General features: G+C 45.8%; 14 protein-coding genes. All 14 read left to right on the forward strand.

Annotated elements, in window-relative coordinates; genetic code table 11:
• Positions 1-24: 24 nt before the first annotated feature.
• The gene (locus IGI77_RS06480) at positions 25-1,332 is read left to right on the forward strand and encodes a hypothetical protein (protein WP_438769738.1); all 1,308 of its coding nucleotides are present in this window, start codon (positions 25-27) and stop codon (positions 1,330-1,332) included.
• Positions 1,329-1,703 carry a hypothetical protein gene (locus IGI77_RS06485; protein WP_005235091.1) on the forward strand — a complete coding sequence of 125 codons (375 nt, stop codon included), beginning with the start codon at positions 1,329-1,331 and terminating at the stop codon, positions 1,701-1,703. The genes IGI77_RS06480 and IGI77_RS06485 overlap by 4 nt, the downstream gene beginning before the upstream one ends.
• The gene (locus IGI77_RS06490; protein ID WP_438769739.1) at positions 1,636-3,015 is read left to right on the forward strand and encodes a glucosaminidase domain-containing protein; all 1,380 of its coding nucleotides are present in this window, start codon (positions 1,636-1,638) and stop codon (positions 3,013-3,015) included. Before IGI77_RS06485 ends, IGI77_RS06490 begins: the two co-directional genes overlap by 68 nt.
• Entirely contained in the window at positions 3,008-4,051 is a 1,044-nt protein-coding gene (locus IGI77_RS06495) for a hypothetical protein (RefSeq protein ID WP_061054321.1), read from the forward strand. The genes IGI77_RS06490 and IGI77_RS06495 overlap by 8 nt, the downstream gene beginning before the upstream one ends.
• A gap of 13 nt (positions 4,052-4,064) precedes the next feature.
• A complete protein-coding gene (locus IGI77_RS06500) occupies positions 4,065-5,519 on the forward strand; it encodes a hypothetical protein (protein ID WP_438769740.1) in 1,455 nt (484 codons plus the stop codon).
• A gap of 38 nt (positions 5,520-5,557) precedes the next feature.
• A complete protein-coding gene (locus IGI77_RS06505) occupies positions 5,558-5,881 on the forward strand; it encodes a hypothetical protein (protein WP_016610400.1) in 324 nt (107 codons plus the stop codon).
• Positions 5,882-5,906: 25 nt separating this feature from the next.
• Positions 5,907-6,602 (forward strand): type IV pilus modification PilV family protein, encoded by a 696-nt coding sequence (locus IGI77_RS06510; RefSeq protein ID WP_061054319.1) that lies wholly within the window; start codon positions 5,907-5,909, stop codon positions 6,600-6,602.
• A gap of 43 nt (positions 6,603-6,645) precedes the next feature.
• Positions 6,646-7,332 (forward strand): type II secretion system protein, encoded by a 687-nt coding sequence (locus IGI77_RS06515; protein ID WP_074536892.1) that lies wholly within the window; start codon positions 6,646-6,648, stop codon positions 7,330-7,332.
• Entirely contained in the window at positions 7,319-9,367 is a 2,049-nt protein-coding gene (locus tag IGI77_RS06520; RefSeq protein WP_438769741.1) for a type II secretion system protein, read from the forward strand. Before IGI77_RS06515 ends, IGI77_RS06520 begins: the two co-directional genes overlap by 14 nt.
• A gap of 14 nt (positions 9,368-9,381) precedes the next feature.
• On the forward strand, positions 9,382-10,956 hold the full coding sequence (locus tag IGI77_RS06525; RefSeq protein ID WP_413142299.1) for a GspE/PulE family protein: 1,575 nt from the start codon (positions 9,382-9,384) through the stop codon (positions 10,954-10,956).
• Positions 10,957-11,047: 91 nt separating this feature from the next.
• Positions 11,048-12,358 carry a type IV pilus twitching motility protein PilT gene (locus IGI77_RS06530; protein WP_438769742.1) on the forward strand — a complete coding sequence of 437 codons (1,311 nt, stop codon included), beginning with the start codon at positions 11,048-11,050 and terminating at the stop codon, positions 12,356-12,358.
• Positions 12,359-12,361: 3 nt separating this feature from the next.
• Complete coding sequence (locus tag IGI77_RS06535; RefSeq protein ID WP_438769743.1) at positions 12,362-13,573, forward strand: type II secretion system F family protein; 1,212 nt, start codon at positions 12,362-12,364, stop codon at positions 13,571-13,573.
• A gap of 74 nt (positions 13,574-13,647) precedes the next feature.
• Positions 13,648-14,199: a type II secretion system protein gene (locus IGI77_RS06540; protein ID WP_142967757.1), complete on the forward strand. Its 552-nt coding sequence runs from the start codon at positions 13,648-13,650 to the stop codon at positions 14,197-14,199.
• Positions 14,200-14,278: 79 nt separating this feature from the next.
• A complete protein-coding gene (locus IGI77_RS06545) occupies positions 14,279-15,031 on the forward strand; it encodes a prepilin peptidase (RefSeq protein ID WP_008378680.1) in 753 nt (250 codons plus the stop codon).
• The last annotated feature ends 86 nt before the right edge of the window (positions 15,032-15,117 follow it).

Genomic DNA, 15,117 nt, shown 5'->3' on the forward strand with positions numbered 1-15,117 from the left:
GCATCAACTACGACTTGATTTCTTATGAGCATGTTGGTTATTGGGACGAATGTGACGAATGATATTTTAAAAATTGCCATCTATCCAACCTTGAGTCCAAATCTTGAGGAATTATTTTACAAACAAGAGGCACTTCCATCAGTAATCACTGCTTGTGATAACCTCTATCAAAAAAAGTGGCCGCTCAAATCGTCGATTCGCAAACAAGTGACGCATTACTTTGAGCAATTTTATTCCATCGAAGCTTTCACCCATCATATCGAGATGGAGATCTTACGGAAAAAAATCGATTACTCAAAATTACGCATTCCCTTGGAACAGCAATTTCCTCAGTTTGTGTGGACGCAAATCGGCATCAATCATGTGTCCGATGAAAAAAGCAATCTGTTTTTGGAGTTTGTACCGATCGCTTACACAGAAGAAGAGTTTCCCTTTACGATTCAGTTGGATGCCAGCTTGCAGCAGCAAGCCTCGGCTGGTGTAAGTGATGCGAACGACTTTAAAGAGCAACTGGCAAAAATCGTACAAAGCGTGATCGACGAACAAAATGTCACGTTTGTGAGTCGCCCGAAAGCGCAAGTCCATGAAGAAAAACGGCAAGGCAAAACCGATGCAGTGAAAAAAGAGCTGGAAGACACAGTCGAGTTCCAAAAGGTCAGTGCGGATGAGCCACCAAAGTTCAAAAAGAAAGTTCGCAAAAAAAGCAGCAAAAAAAAACAGTCAAAAAAAGCCAAGCAATTACCCAAAGTCAACGCCAATGAATTAGCGTTGGAGGAAGAGGCAAAGCGAGAACGAGCAAGCAAAGAGCGTTTGCGCTTGGCCAATCAAAAGCTTGAGATCTACATCGAAAACTTAGAAGCCTCTTTGATCAAAAATAGTATCCACTATTTAAACAGCTTGACCGATGAAGAAGACGAGAACTGGCATACGCAATTGAAGATTAGCTTACGAGAATATACCTATCTTTTTCAAAAAGCCAAATACCTAGAACAGGTTTGGCGCATCAATGACAATCTCGTACAAAAGATCGAAAAGATGACCTTGAACGAAAAAGAGTTGACCTATGAGAGAGGGCAAGTGCAGCAAGTGGTCGACAACAACCTTTCTGCTAAAGATATCAGCTTGGTTTTTTATGAATGCAGCGTGATTGAATCACGGGTCAAATTGTATGAGCGACCATGGTTTAGAAAACCTTACGCACGCATTATGAAGATGGACTATGACAATCTTTTACGAAAAGCCGCTTACTTTGATCTTCTCCAAAGCGAAAGCTATCTATTAGAAAAAAAAGCATTGATCGAAGGCAATACAGACGTTAGGAGCAGTCTATGAGAACCCAAAAGCAAAAACAACGATTCTTATTCTTATACCGCATCTACTTTATTGCTTCTTTGATCCCATTAGCGGTATTTTTGCAGCTGACCGCCTATTTTTATCTCTCTGCCTTTCGAGAATATGTCACTATCAGTCATTTGTTTTTACTCGCTCTTTTGCTAGGTTTTACGATGTATTTGCGGAACAATGCCTTTCATTATCAATTGCTGCTTGTGCAGCTTGAGAAAAATGAAAGCAAAGACCATGAACGACCAAAAAAAGGCACCAGCAAGAACAGCCCCAAGGAGGAGGATCAAGAAGATGAAAAAGCCCAGAAGAAACGTAAAAAGTCTGTTAGCGATCGGAGCATTTATCGGAATCATCAATAATCAAACGATTTCTGAAGCCATGGTTCGATCGATCTTAGGTGTAGAACCATCTACTTATATGGAAACCATCGATGCACAACGAGAAAGTCGTGGGCAATCGATAACGGATACCCTCCGACCGGTCTCCTACGAAGGAGCTGACAGGATAACGGAGCAACTTGATACTCCTCCAGAACAAACAAATGAAAGCCTCTCAGAAGAATCGGAGCAGGCCGAAAAAGGAACGGAAGTCCAAGTCGTAAATGATATTGAACGACCGGCAGATGATGGGCAAACAGACGAGGAAGAAACAGAGAGTGGCACCGATGAAACAGAAGACCAAGAGACTGAAGAAGCTCCGTCGACGCCAGAGCCTTCAGAAGGCGATCAACAGCCGAATCAGCCTGCTGGACCTGAAACGAATGAGGAAGAAACCAACGATACGAACAGCAGTAACAATAGCGGAAACAACCAATCAAATGGGAATCAAACCAATCAGGACAAAGAAAAAGATCCCGATCCAATCACTGAAGAACCCGAATCGCCGATCGATGAAGAAGAGCGGGAAAGCAACTTTCAGTTTTCGGTTTCACGTAATCTAACGACACAACAATTCATCAATGAGATCGGTTCTGACGCGCAGGATGTTGCCTATAACAATGATCTTTATGCTTCAGTGATGATCGCACAAGCCATCTTGGAGACTGGCTCAGGAAATAGTGCCTTATCCAGTCCGCCAAACCACAATCTCTTTGGCATCAAGGGCAGCTTTCGTGGGCAAAAAGTGACCTTCAATACGCAAGAAGATGATGGAAGTGGTGCGTGGTATACGATCTCTTCCAATTTCCGTAAATACCCAAGTTACCGTGAATCCATCGAAGATTACGCTCGCTTACTAAGAGGAGGCATCACAGGCAACCCGCGCTTTTATGCCCCCGTTTGGAAAGAAAATGCCCCAACCTATCGGGAAGCAACTGCATGGTTGACAGGGCGCTATGCCACGGACATCCATTATGACCAAAAGCTGAATGCGTTGATCGAGGCCTATGATCTAACCATCTATGACAACGAGCCGACCGAAGAGGTCTTGGAAGAGATTGAACGCACACGTGCACAAGCAATCGAAGCAGCCCGCAAGGAAGAAGCTAAGACGACCCGTTCGTTGTTTGAAGACTTGCAAAGAAGCTCGGCAAATCGTCGAGGCTCAGGGAATTTGCCTGCGTCCATTCGGACTGTCAAGGATCGCTTGCAGGAAAACGCCAATGCCAATACTTATGCAAACCAATTAAGAGGGATGGAACGAGCGGGCAGCGAGGTAGATGCCAATGAGTAATCAGTCGCAAGCACCTAGAAGAAAAAAACGTCCGCCACAGCCTGCCAAACGTGAAAAAAAACGAGAACAACCAGAGGATACACCGAGAAATCCCCGAATCGAAAAGTTTCAAGCGCAAGGCAAGCAAGCCAGCCCTTCAAGTGGCAAGAAACGACCAAAAAAGCCACCTCAAAAAGAACCGACAGGACAGGCGCCTGCGAAAAAGAAACGAAAAAAAGCGGCTAGCACAGCGAATCGCCCCAAATTACCGACCGAAAAGCAGCATCCTAGCAAGCAAAAAGAAAGAGCAGCTGCCAGTACGACCAGTGAAGCACCACGCAAAAAGAAAAAGCGTCCACCGCAGCAAGCACGTCCAAGCCAGCGCAACGAGCAGGGGAAAACTAAGAAATCAAGTAATCCGAATGCCAAATCAAAAGGGACCCACAAGCAAGGCAAAAAACCAGCGGAGGTTTCCCAGAAACGACCAACCCCGCAAAAAGGCAAAGCTGCGACGAAGAAACCAACAGCTAAAAAGAAATCTGGTGATCTCGTACTGAAAATCATTTATCTGATTTTCTTGGTTTGTAGCATGACTGTCCTCTTTACGTTTATCGGCTTATATGTAGCTGATCAAAACGAGATGACGGTTTTCAATCATCGGGTGGTGCGTTTATCAGATAATGGGATGGCGAATCTTGACAGCTCCGCATTACGCACACAAGATTTGATCATTTTAAGAGAACAAGCCTTCACTCAAGTACAGCCAAACGGGATCGGAGTCTTTACAAATAGCTCAGGAACAGGCTATATTGCCCGCCGAGTGCTATCGATCGAGGCTGACGAAGAGCAAGGCTATCATTTATCCGTCATTGGTGATGGACAGGCATTTGGGGAAGAAGCCATTGAAGCAGACCGTTTCGTTGGGGAAGTCTCAATGAGTATCAACCATGTAGCAGATGTGTTTCGTTTTATTGATCAAAACTTGATATTATCTATCATCTTCTGTGTATCATTGATCGCCTTATTCATTCTATTAGGCATTTATCTCTTTACTTGAGAGCCGTCATTACTTGAGAAAAGAGGAAACAAGGTTGCAAAAAAAAATAGTGTTAAGAAATAGTATCGCGGGTCTGCTTTTCTTTCTTTTGTTGCTTAGCATCTTGATTTGGCAGAATAATCAGTCTATTCACATTCGTCGTTTAGCGGATGAAAATGAAGTGTTCGAAAAAATCGAGATTTTGGAAGAATGGCAGGAACGAATGACCCTTACAGGGACGACGATCCAACGATCCGTTCGGGTAATGAACGCCAGTGAAGTGCCAGTGTTTGTTCGAGCAAGCTTTGAAGAAGTGCTGCGCTATATCGCGCCAGACAGTCAGGAAGCAGCCTTTGAGCAGGCGGCAGATGCGAGTGATGCGCCAGACTTATTACCAGTACTGTCTCGCTTTGATGAAAACGAAATTTTAGCAAGAGGGTATCAGAACGTGACCCAGCAGATCCCAGAACTCATTGGAAATGCTCTTGATGGTCAAGTGATGGTTTGGATCAGCGATGAGACGATCGAAGAGTTGGCACCCACGCCTGCCTTGGATGCCTTCGATAGCGAAGAGATGCAGGAGTTATTGGGGGAATTAGACGCTGAAGGACAGGATAATCCTGAGAACTTCTACGATCACACCGAAGGCAATGAAGAAATGGAGGAGCAACCGTCATCAGACTTGATCGATGGTCCGCCAGATCTCTGGCAAGAACCGGTCCTTGTCGAAGCGCACTTCAGCTATTCCTTTCGACGAAACCAACAACCGGTCATGCAGAAAATGAGTGGTGAACTGCTGCTGCTCAATCCTGCTGATCCGGTTGCTGAGTGGACCTTTGAAGCAGCCAACTTGACCTATAGTTATTATCTTGAAGGGTATCGTTATTTTGTTCGAAACTGGGCGGAGTCGCAGCTAGCCAGCCCCTTTTCCACCAATGAAGAACCTACGGGATTCACGTATCTCGGAGAACAAGGAATGATTGACCAGTCGTCATTTGATTACACGACGACAGAATCTGGGTTAGGCAGTGCCTTTCAATTGCCAGAGATGATCAGTGCGTTTCCCGATGCTGCTGGGTTGTATCCGACCCAAACGGTGAAAACGCTAAGCAGCTTTGTGTCTGAAAGTCCCGCCCAGATCGACTCAGAAGCCATCATGATCGAATTCGGCTCTTTGAGCGATTACCGTCAGATCGATCGAAATACTTGGATCTATAATCCCGATGATGGCTGGTTTTATTATAGTTTCCCTTTGGACCGATCCTATCAAAGTGAAGACGGTTATGGCGTCACCCGTTCACTGATCGAACAAGTGATGATCGATACAAGTGTCGCAGACGATAGCCATCTTGCCTACGAACTTTTACCGAAAGTCGAAGTCATTCAGGCTTCTGATCGACAATCATTAAAGGAGGTCTTTCAGTTAGACAATGATCGGCCAGAGAGTGCCACTGCGATCATCTATCGGCATTTGCACTCACTTCAATAAGTTGCTAGAAAATAAGTCAAGGAGAGATTCACGTGAAAATGGTCATTGAAGAAATTGAATACCGTTATTTTCTTCAATACGGGAAGTATTTGGATTATTTCTACCAACAATACATGCAAGCGAATGTCGAAGATCCTGATGTTGAAAAAGGGATCGCAGAGATTCAGCGACTGGTTGAAGAAGAAAGGTATCATTATATCAGGGAACGAATCCGCATCACACGCAAAGCCAAAAAAAGTATTCCATTAGCTGACTACCCTGATTTCAATAAACTGATTCACTGGGGGTTCACCCTTAGCAAATTATCTTTTCTTGACCCAGATACAAGTATCAACCAGCTAGAAGAAAAGGATTCTCCTTGATCGGGGGCTAGGCAAAAAGCAGGTGATGAAACTGAAAAACGGCAGACAAGCACATAGAGTACTTGATGAATCAGGGTTCAGCCTTGTTGAGATCCTTGGAGCGATCGTCATTCTCGGGATCGCGATGGTCATGATCGCCATGCTGATCATCCAAAACAACCTGATCCTTAGCTACAATACCCGAATGGAAGAGGCCATCGCAGCACGAGATGACGTCAAGGAATGGCTAATCTACCGAGCGCAGACCCAAGATTTGGCGGATTTGAATATCGGGATCTTTACTGCTCGACCATCTTGGATGATGGGCGATCCAGATGACCCCTCAGAAATTCGCAGACACCATTTGGTCCTCGATAATTCAGGGATTCAATACAATGCGCAAGGGCAACCGATGTATGAAGAAATCCCGATTGCTGTAGATGATCTCAATCGGGGACGATTTATTCGCAAAGTGGTATACGATCATTCTGGCGCTCATTTGCCGCAGCCCTTGGCAAATTCGGAAGAAAATCGCCTCTATATGGGAACGTACTTGTCGGAGAATGAAGAAACCACCAACTATTTAGTCAAGGTCTCCATTCGTGAAGACCCCAGGCATGGACTGCGAGAAGACAGTTATGATCGTCGGCAGCTGGGCATCGGACTTATTATTCAGGTCTTCGATAAACAAACGGGCGCATTTTTGACAGAAACGTATCTGCATTGGGTAGTTGACTATTGAAAGGGCTGGCTGTTCTTGCGGAAGTTGCAAAGGAGGGGCGCAGATGAAGCATCGGTTACAGGATGAGCAAGGAGTCACGCTTGTCGAATTGTTAGGGGCGATCGTGATATTCGGCATTATCATTGCTCTCTTTTCTGGGACACTCTTTCTGATCGTCCAAGCCTCTGTCCGTCAAGGTCGAATTGCTGCCTTTCAAGGGATAGCGAATGAAATCATGGCGCAAGCAGACCAAATCGCCAAAATTGACGGCATCTATGAGCATGCGGGGTATTTAGGAAAATATGATAGTCTTCTTTTCCACGAGGAACATATTGTCAAAACCATGCCCGAAGGAACCTTAGGGGCAGCAATTACGGAAGAGGGTAGTCCGCGAATGGTTGTGACGGATATCACAGATACCAACAATATCCGTGCCAGAGTCTATGATACGAAAGACCCTACCATTAAGTTAAAGATCATTCAACAAAAAAATGAGAATGAAGCGACGCTGACCCATCACTATACGCCAAATTATCGCGATACGTTCAGTATCCAGACCAAATTTTTCGTTTTATTTTACACGGAAACGATCAATTTTGCGGATTATTATGATGATTTGACTGGCTGGTGGCAGATGGAGGATCTGGTCACTGATTACCACGAGCAGATTATCTATAGACGAGAATTTACGATCAATTATCGGGACAATGAGAAAGCAAGAGGGGGGGTACCGGGGAATGGACGATGGTAGACAAAATGAAGCGGGTTTTGCGCTGATTTATGCCCTCGCGGCGATCATTCTTTCCTCTTTGATGATTGGCTTGGTTTTCCTAGTTGCTCGAAATGTCAATTCACAAATTCGAACGGTAGATAGCTTCCGTCGCGTGGAAGATGTACACGAATATTCCTTTCAACTCGCTTCTCAAGACCTAAAACTGAGAATAGATGATTTAATCACTCGAACCATGCAGAATGGCGGCTTCTATTCTAATAATAATGACTGGCAAGACAATCTGGATAACGAATTGAGATCTGTGCTGGACGAAGTCGATGTGAATGAGACCATCGATAATAAATTTTCTTTTACCTCCTCTATCGTTGACTATGAATATAATGAGATCGCCCCTTATGTAATGACGAAATCTGGTGGGGAGCAAGGATGGATCCAAGCAGCCTCGATGCTGCCAGATAAAACCAATCTTCAAATCATTATTCAAATTCAATCACAAGTCACGGATCAGACGCAACTGGCTGAGGGACAGCCGCGAGTACATACAGCTTCTGCCGAATATATCTATGAAATGCAGCTTGAAGAAGAAGACCTCGAACAAAGACAAACACAGCTGGATATTTGGCGAAACATTTTTTATCCCTATTACTTACCCTCTACAGTAGGACAAGCGGTATCCGCCGATACTTGGGTTCGAAAATTATTCGAAGTCGCCGATTTCCAGCGCGTACGCCCATCATTTGATTATCTCGCCTTTGAATCGGATGACTTCTTGCAATTCGGGTTTGCCAACAATGTCCTGCAAGATTTTCAAGACGGCAGATTTTTAGATTTTCGAACAAAGCCGATTCTTAACTGGCTGCATTTCGATGGTTCCTTTTTCTTTAATCATGGGATCCAGATGGAAGGACAGGGAAGCGGGCAGTTTTCGGCAAAAAGTCTGCTTGCGATCCAGAATGACGGCGGGCAGCCTAGCAACGGGTTGAACTTGATCAAAGACGTCTTCTTGCAAGCGGGTCTAGGAATGTATATCGATTTGGGCAGTCGAGCTGGCAGCCGCTTGGTCTTATCACAAGCCTATACGGATATTTCTGCTGGAAACCTTTGGATCAACAATACCAATAGTTCGGCTTCGAGAGTTGAGCAAGAAGGAGTTCTCTTTGCTGAAGGTCATCTGAATGTTTCTGCAAATTCACCAGATGCGGGCTCTGGATTAGGCGAATTAAATAGCAATTATTTTAATTTCTATCATCGAGAAGCCACGAAACAAAACCCTGCTGCAGATGGTAGTTTGACGTTTATGAAGCCGTCGATGGTTCTGACGAGCAGCAATTTTTATGCAGGGCCAGTCACGGAAGGCTCGATCGTGCATAGTACCGAAGATACGGAACGAAGGATTACTGTTTATGGTGATTTTATGCTGACGAATACGATGATGCCTAGTGGTGGAACGATCGATGATTTCTCGTATTTTCAGAATCAAAATCAATTCACAGTGCCTCATGACCCGTCAAGAATCACATTGGATGGCAGCAATACCATGATGGAGGTTCACGGGCTTTCATTTATCGATGCGCCGAAGACTGCTCGAAGACTGGCATTAGCAGAAGCAGGCAGCTCAGCGGTTTTTGATTCTTACTATGAAGATCCAGCGTATTGGAATCAAATCACCTTAAAAAATGGTGCCCAGCTGATCTTGGGTCATACAGGCGTTGAACCCTTTCATTTAGCTGTGGATAGAGAGTCGACCTTTGTCATGGAAATCCTGCCAGATTTGGCATTATTTGACCCGACGTTTTTAGCAACAGGGGCTCATAACCGTCGTCTTGAAGGGACGGTCGTTCTCGTACCTTACTATATGGATGACCAGGTGGAACTGGAAAATCAACTGCAACAATTAGGCGTCAATTATCGCGTCCGCGACTTTGAAAGCCAGGCGCAACCGGGGGAGGTAACGGTCCTCAGAAGTTTTTTGGATCGAAACATGTGGTCTGATGATGAAGCATATTTAACCGTTACACGAATGTTTGACTATATCAACAAACTCGATTATTGAAAGGAGGGCGCCAGTTGCCGCAATCAAGTGAAAGAACGCCACGTAGAAAACCTAGAAGGCCTCTCAAAAAGTCAGAGAGTAGTCCAAGTTCAACCACCGCTGAGAAAACACAAACGGGCAACCTGTTTGACTTAGAGATCAGCTCAGAGGTTTTGTCCCTGATCCCCCGCTCGTTTGCCAAACAGCACAGCGTCTTTCCGTTAGAGAAAAAAGGCAATCGTTTGACCGTTGCGATGGCAAACCCTGGGGATTATGCGGCGATCAATGAAATGCGTTTGATCACTGGGTTATTGATTCGTCCGCAAAAAGCCCACAATGCCGATATCCAACAACTGATCGTTCGCGATTACCCTTCTGAGATCAGTTTGGATGGTTTGAACGACTCTCTCGTTGAAACCGTCGATCCAGAAGGCGACTCAAAATTAGATGATTCGCCGATCGTCAAATTGGTCAATACCCTGCTGCAAGATGCGGTGGATCGGGGCGCCAGTGATATCCATTTCGATCCCCAAGAAAAAGGATTAGTCGTCCGCTTACGGGTCGATGGGGAGCTTCGTACCCATGAAAACTTGCCTAAGAGTATTCAGACTGGGGTTACTTCACGACTGAAAATCATTTCCTCCTTGGATATCACCGAAACACGTGTGCCACAAGATGGTCGGGCAATGATTCGTAACGGGGGCAACGTGGTTGATTTGCGGGTCTCGGTTTTACCTGTCATTCATGGGGAGAAAGTCGTGATTCGGGTGCTGGATCGCTCCAGTGGCATTCGACGCCTAGATGAGTTTCGCTTTGAACCGAATGTATTGGCAACCTTTAAAGCGATTTTGCATAAACCCCACGGGATCATTCTTGTCACTGGGCCGACAGGATCAGGGAAATCATCTTCCTTGTATGCGGCGCTGCAAGAGTTGAACACGCCCGAGATCAATATTATCACCGTCGAAGACCCAGTAGAGTTTCAGCTGCAAGGTATCAACCAAGTGGCAGTTAACAGCAACGTCGGTTTAACCTTTTCCGCTGGGTTACGGTCGATCTTGCGGCAAGACCCCAATGTCGTGATGGTGGGAGAGATTCGGGATGGCGAAACGGCGGAGATTGCGATTCGGGCTTCCATGACTGGACACTTGGTATTATCCACCCTTCATACCAACGATTCCGTCAGTACCATCAATCGCTTAGTCGATATGGGGGTAGAACCGTTTCTGGTCGCCAATGCGTTAGAAGGCATCTTAGCTCAACGGCTCGTCCGAACCCTTTGTTCTTCTTGTAAGACAGTGGGACCAGCCAGCGACAAGGACAAGCAGTTATTTGAATCCTATGGCATCACGGTTACGGAACTGGCACAGCCTGTGGGCTGTCCAAAGTGTGGCAATACAGGATTCAAAGGGCGAATGGCCGTCCAAGAGCTGTTGACGATCGATGCCAAGCTGCGCCGTATGATCACGAACAAAGCGACCAACGACCAGCTGATGGATTATGTTCAGGAACGAAAGATGCGCTTTTTGTTGGATGATGGGTTAGACAAAGTGCAACAAGGCTTTTCCACCATCGAAGAAGTCTTGAAGGTGGTCGCCGCAGAAGAGTGAGGCACGGATTGATTTATCGGTGATCTAGGGATCACCGAAGAACTACATACATTGTTTTAAAGGGAAATGCACATAGAAAGGGGCTGGTTTAATGGATCAAACGAGAGTGGCAACACAAGAGCGAGCAACCAAAAGGGCGACGAGAGAAAAAACAGCTCCGACCCGTACCCGCATCCGTGAAAATCGTGAACTGAGAGAAAAAAAACGTGCCCGCAATCGCCAGAGCGATCAAGACCGATCTGTCTCAACGCGGGAGATCATTCAAAAAGCAGAACGGCAAGCAGCAACAAAAACGACGACTGCCAGCAGTACACAGGGCGTCAATCGCAACGAAGCTGCGCAGTTTGCTGCCATGTCACCTAAAGAGCGGATCGATCATTGGCTGATGATCGCTGTGGAACAAAAAGCATCAGATATCCATTTAGTCGAAGGCGTACCGCCGATTTTTCGTCGCCACGGCGACTTGCTACCGATCGAAGGGGTCCCGACCATCGACACCAAGGACATCGAAGCCATTGCCGAAATCCTTTGCAACCAACGGCAATGGGAGGAATTCAAGGAAAAAGGCGAAACCGATTTGGCCTACGAATTAGGCGACATCTGCCGCTTTCGGGTCAATATTTTCCGTCAAAAAGATACCGTTTCGATCGCCTTGCGGCAGATCCCCATCGAGATCCCGAAATTAAGCAAACTCGGTATGCCGACCGTCTTGCGGACCCTGATCCATAAAAGCCAAGGCTTGTTCTTAGTTACAGGGCCGACCGGTTCAGGGAAATCAACGACACTTGCTGCGATGCTGGACTATTTGAATGACACCAAAAAGACGCATATTTTGACGTTGGAAGACCCGATCGAGTACATCCATAACCACAAAAAAAGCATCGTTGCCCAGCGGGAAGTCGGCAGCGACACCATGTCCTTTGGCAATGGCTTACGAGCAGCCCTGCGGCAAGATCCAGACGTCATCTTAGTAGGGGAGCTGCGGGATTTTGAAACGATCTCAATTGCCTTGACGGCAGCGGAAACGGGACACTTGGTATTAGGAACCTTGCATACGTCAAGTGCCCCTGCGACCATTGAACGGATCGTCGATGTCTTTCCTGCCGATCAGCAGACTCAGATTCGCACACAGCTTGCTGGCGCATTACTAGGGATCTTGTCCCAACGCTTGCTGCCCACGATCGATGGCAACGGACGGGTAGCAGCAACTGAGATGATGCTCAATACCCGAGGGATCGCCAGCTTGATCCGTCAAGGGAAAACCCACCAGATCCATAATATGCTGCAGATGGGAAAAAACGAAGGCATGCATACCATGAGCGCTTCTTTAGAAGAACTGGTTGCTGCGGAACGGGTCGATGCCGATGTGGCAGATAACTTAATGGAGGAAGGGGGCGAATAGCCGATGGCACTCTTTGCCTATCAAGGCACCAATGTCCGTGGCGAAACGTTTTCTGGCAGCTTACGTGCCAATTCCTCCGTCGAAGCCCGCCAAAAACTGCGCCAAAAGCACATCAAAGTCAGCAGCTTGATCGAACAGCCAGAAACCTTGGCGAATAAAGAGATTCAACTCTTTACAAAAGTTTCGTTAAAACTGCTGGTAGGGTATTTGCGCCAGTTTTCGACATTGATCGCTTCGGGGATCACGATCGTTGATGCTTCACGAATGCTGGAAGAACAGCAAAAAAACCCAAATTTCAAGAGAATTCTCGGTGAAGTTCGGGATGAGATTGACGGCGGACGCCCGCTCTCAGAAGCTTACAAAGATCATCCCAATGCCTTTCCGACACTTTTGACCAGTGTCATCGCTGTTTCCGAGATGTCTGGAACACTGGAAGGAAACTTAACGGATATGGCGGATTACTATGAAAAAAGCGCCGAAAACCGCAGTGGGATCGTCACCGCGATGGTCTATCCGATTATTTTAGTGATTTTAACCTTTATCGTAGGAATCATTTTATTGGTGATGATCGTTCCGATGTTCGTGGAAGTATTTGAAGGATTTGATGCCGATCTGCCGACGATCACCGTCGCAACGATGGCGATCAGCGAATTCCTTCAGACCAGAGGGTGGGTTTTAGCCGTCTTGATCGTCGGATTTTTCGTCGGACTGTGGATCGCGCGACGCAATCCAACCTTCGATTTCGCTTTTCAAAGTTTTCTATTACGCATTCCGCTGATTGGCGATATGATCACCAAAAATAGTTTTTCATTATTTATGACAACCATGTCGACACTGCTCAGCAGCTCCGTCGGTATGGTGACTGCCTTGAATATGAGTCGGGATGTCGTTTCCAATAAATACATCAAGCGAATCATCGATAATTGTACCTTTCAAATTGAAGAAGGTGGCAAGATGAGCGATGTCTTTCGCGGCAACATGATGGTTCCGATGTTAGTGACCCAGATGGTCGAGATTGGCGAAAGTACTGGTTCCCTAGAGGACATGCTGAAACGATTGAGTATCATCTATCAAAAAGAAGTTGATGAAACCAGTAAGCGACTGAAGACGATCATGGAACCGATTGTCATCTTGATAATCTGTGTGATCGTTGGCTTGATCGTTGCGGCGATCATGATTCCGATGTTCGATTTATTCGGTGCGATTCAGGGGTAATGATTTTGGTATTATCAAGCCACCTAGACGGCTTGTTTAATATATATGGAAGAAACAGGAGGAGTAAACAAACTATGATTGATGCAATTTTAGCAGAAGAAACAACAGACAATCGATTGAATAAATTATTGAAAGACGAGCGCGGCCTCTCCTTGGTCGAGTTGCTTGCAGTAGTCGTTATCTTAGCGATCATCGCTGGGATCGGGGTTATCGCGATCGGCAACGTGATTCAAAATGCTCGTGAAGATGCAGCAGTTTCTGATATTCAGCAAGCTTTCTCAGCAGCAGTACTCTACCAATCAACTAATAGTAATTTGAATGATGGAACAGCGGATTCAATTTTGGAATTTACCTTACAAGATGTAATGGACGATGGATTACTTAATAGTAATTCTTGGGTTGGTACTCCGAATACAGATGGTACACCAGGAACTTCGCATTCGCCAAATAATGTGGAGTTTTCCATCACTGATGATGGTTCATTGAGAGTATATATTCCTGCTGGAATTTTAAGAGCCGGTCAAAAAGGAAATGCTGAAATTGGAGAGTCTGATGCGCCTGTAGACCAAGCCTTTATCACTGGTCTAACAAGAGATCAGGTCTTTCCATCAGAGTCAGATGACTAAAGAAACTAAAAACACCTTAAGTCACTAACCTGACCTAAGGTGTACGGCAACTCAACCCCCAGGAAAAAAGGAGTTTTTTATGAACGAAATTTTGCAACAGATCCCAATGGGCCTAATCATTGGTTATCTTTTCATCATAGGAATGTGTCTAGGTTCTTTTTTCCTAGTGGTTGGTTGGCGGGTTCCCAAAAAGGAATCCCTGCTGACTCGCTCGCACTGTGATGACTGCCAACAGACATTAGGTGCAAGGGACCTCATTCCAGTTTTATCATACCTTATTTTAAAAGGCAAGTGCCGCAAGTGTCAAAAAAAGATCCCGTTGATTGCTTTTCTTTATGAAGTGTTGATCGGCATGCTATTTACGGGTACGACCTTGCTGTTTTGGGGCACTGCTGAAGTGATTGCCGCTTGGTGTTTATTAGCCTTATTAGCCATTATTTCTGCCAGCGACATCTTCTATCAGCTGATCCCCAATAAAGTGTTAGCCCCTTTTTTCGCCGGAGGGATCGGTTTACGGTTGATCCAACCGCAAAATGAATTTTGGTGGTATTGGCTCGTTGGCTTCTTTGCTGGCTTCTTGCCATTGTATCTCTTAGCGGAGCTCAGTAAAAAAGGCATGGGTGGCGGCGATATCAAATTATTTGCCGTCTTAGGCGTGTATATCGGCCCAGTGCAAGTCTTGACCGTTTTATTTGTCGCTTCTTGCTTGGCAGTGATCTTTTACGTGATCCAAATGCTACGGGGCAAAGTCAAAAGCCGCTACATTGCTTTTGGTCCCTTTATCGCCATTGCTACTGGCATGGTTTATCTTGGCAGCGGCTGGTTCCTTTGAATCGGGTTGCTGACCTTGGCGTTTGCTTGATTTGCTAAGCAAGCGTTGTACATAGAAATAACGTTGGTTCCTTCATAAAAACCAAC

Origin of the sequence: Enterococcus sp. DIV0213h (assembly GCF_051711285.1) — a bacterium.
Classification (GTDB): Bacteria; Bacillota; Bacilli; order Lactobacillales; family Enterococcaceae; genus Enterococcus_D; species Enterococcus_D casseliflavus.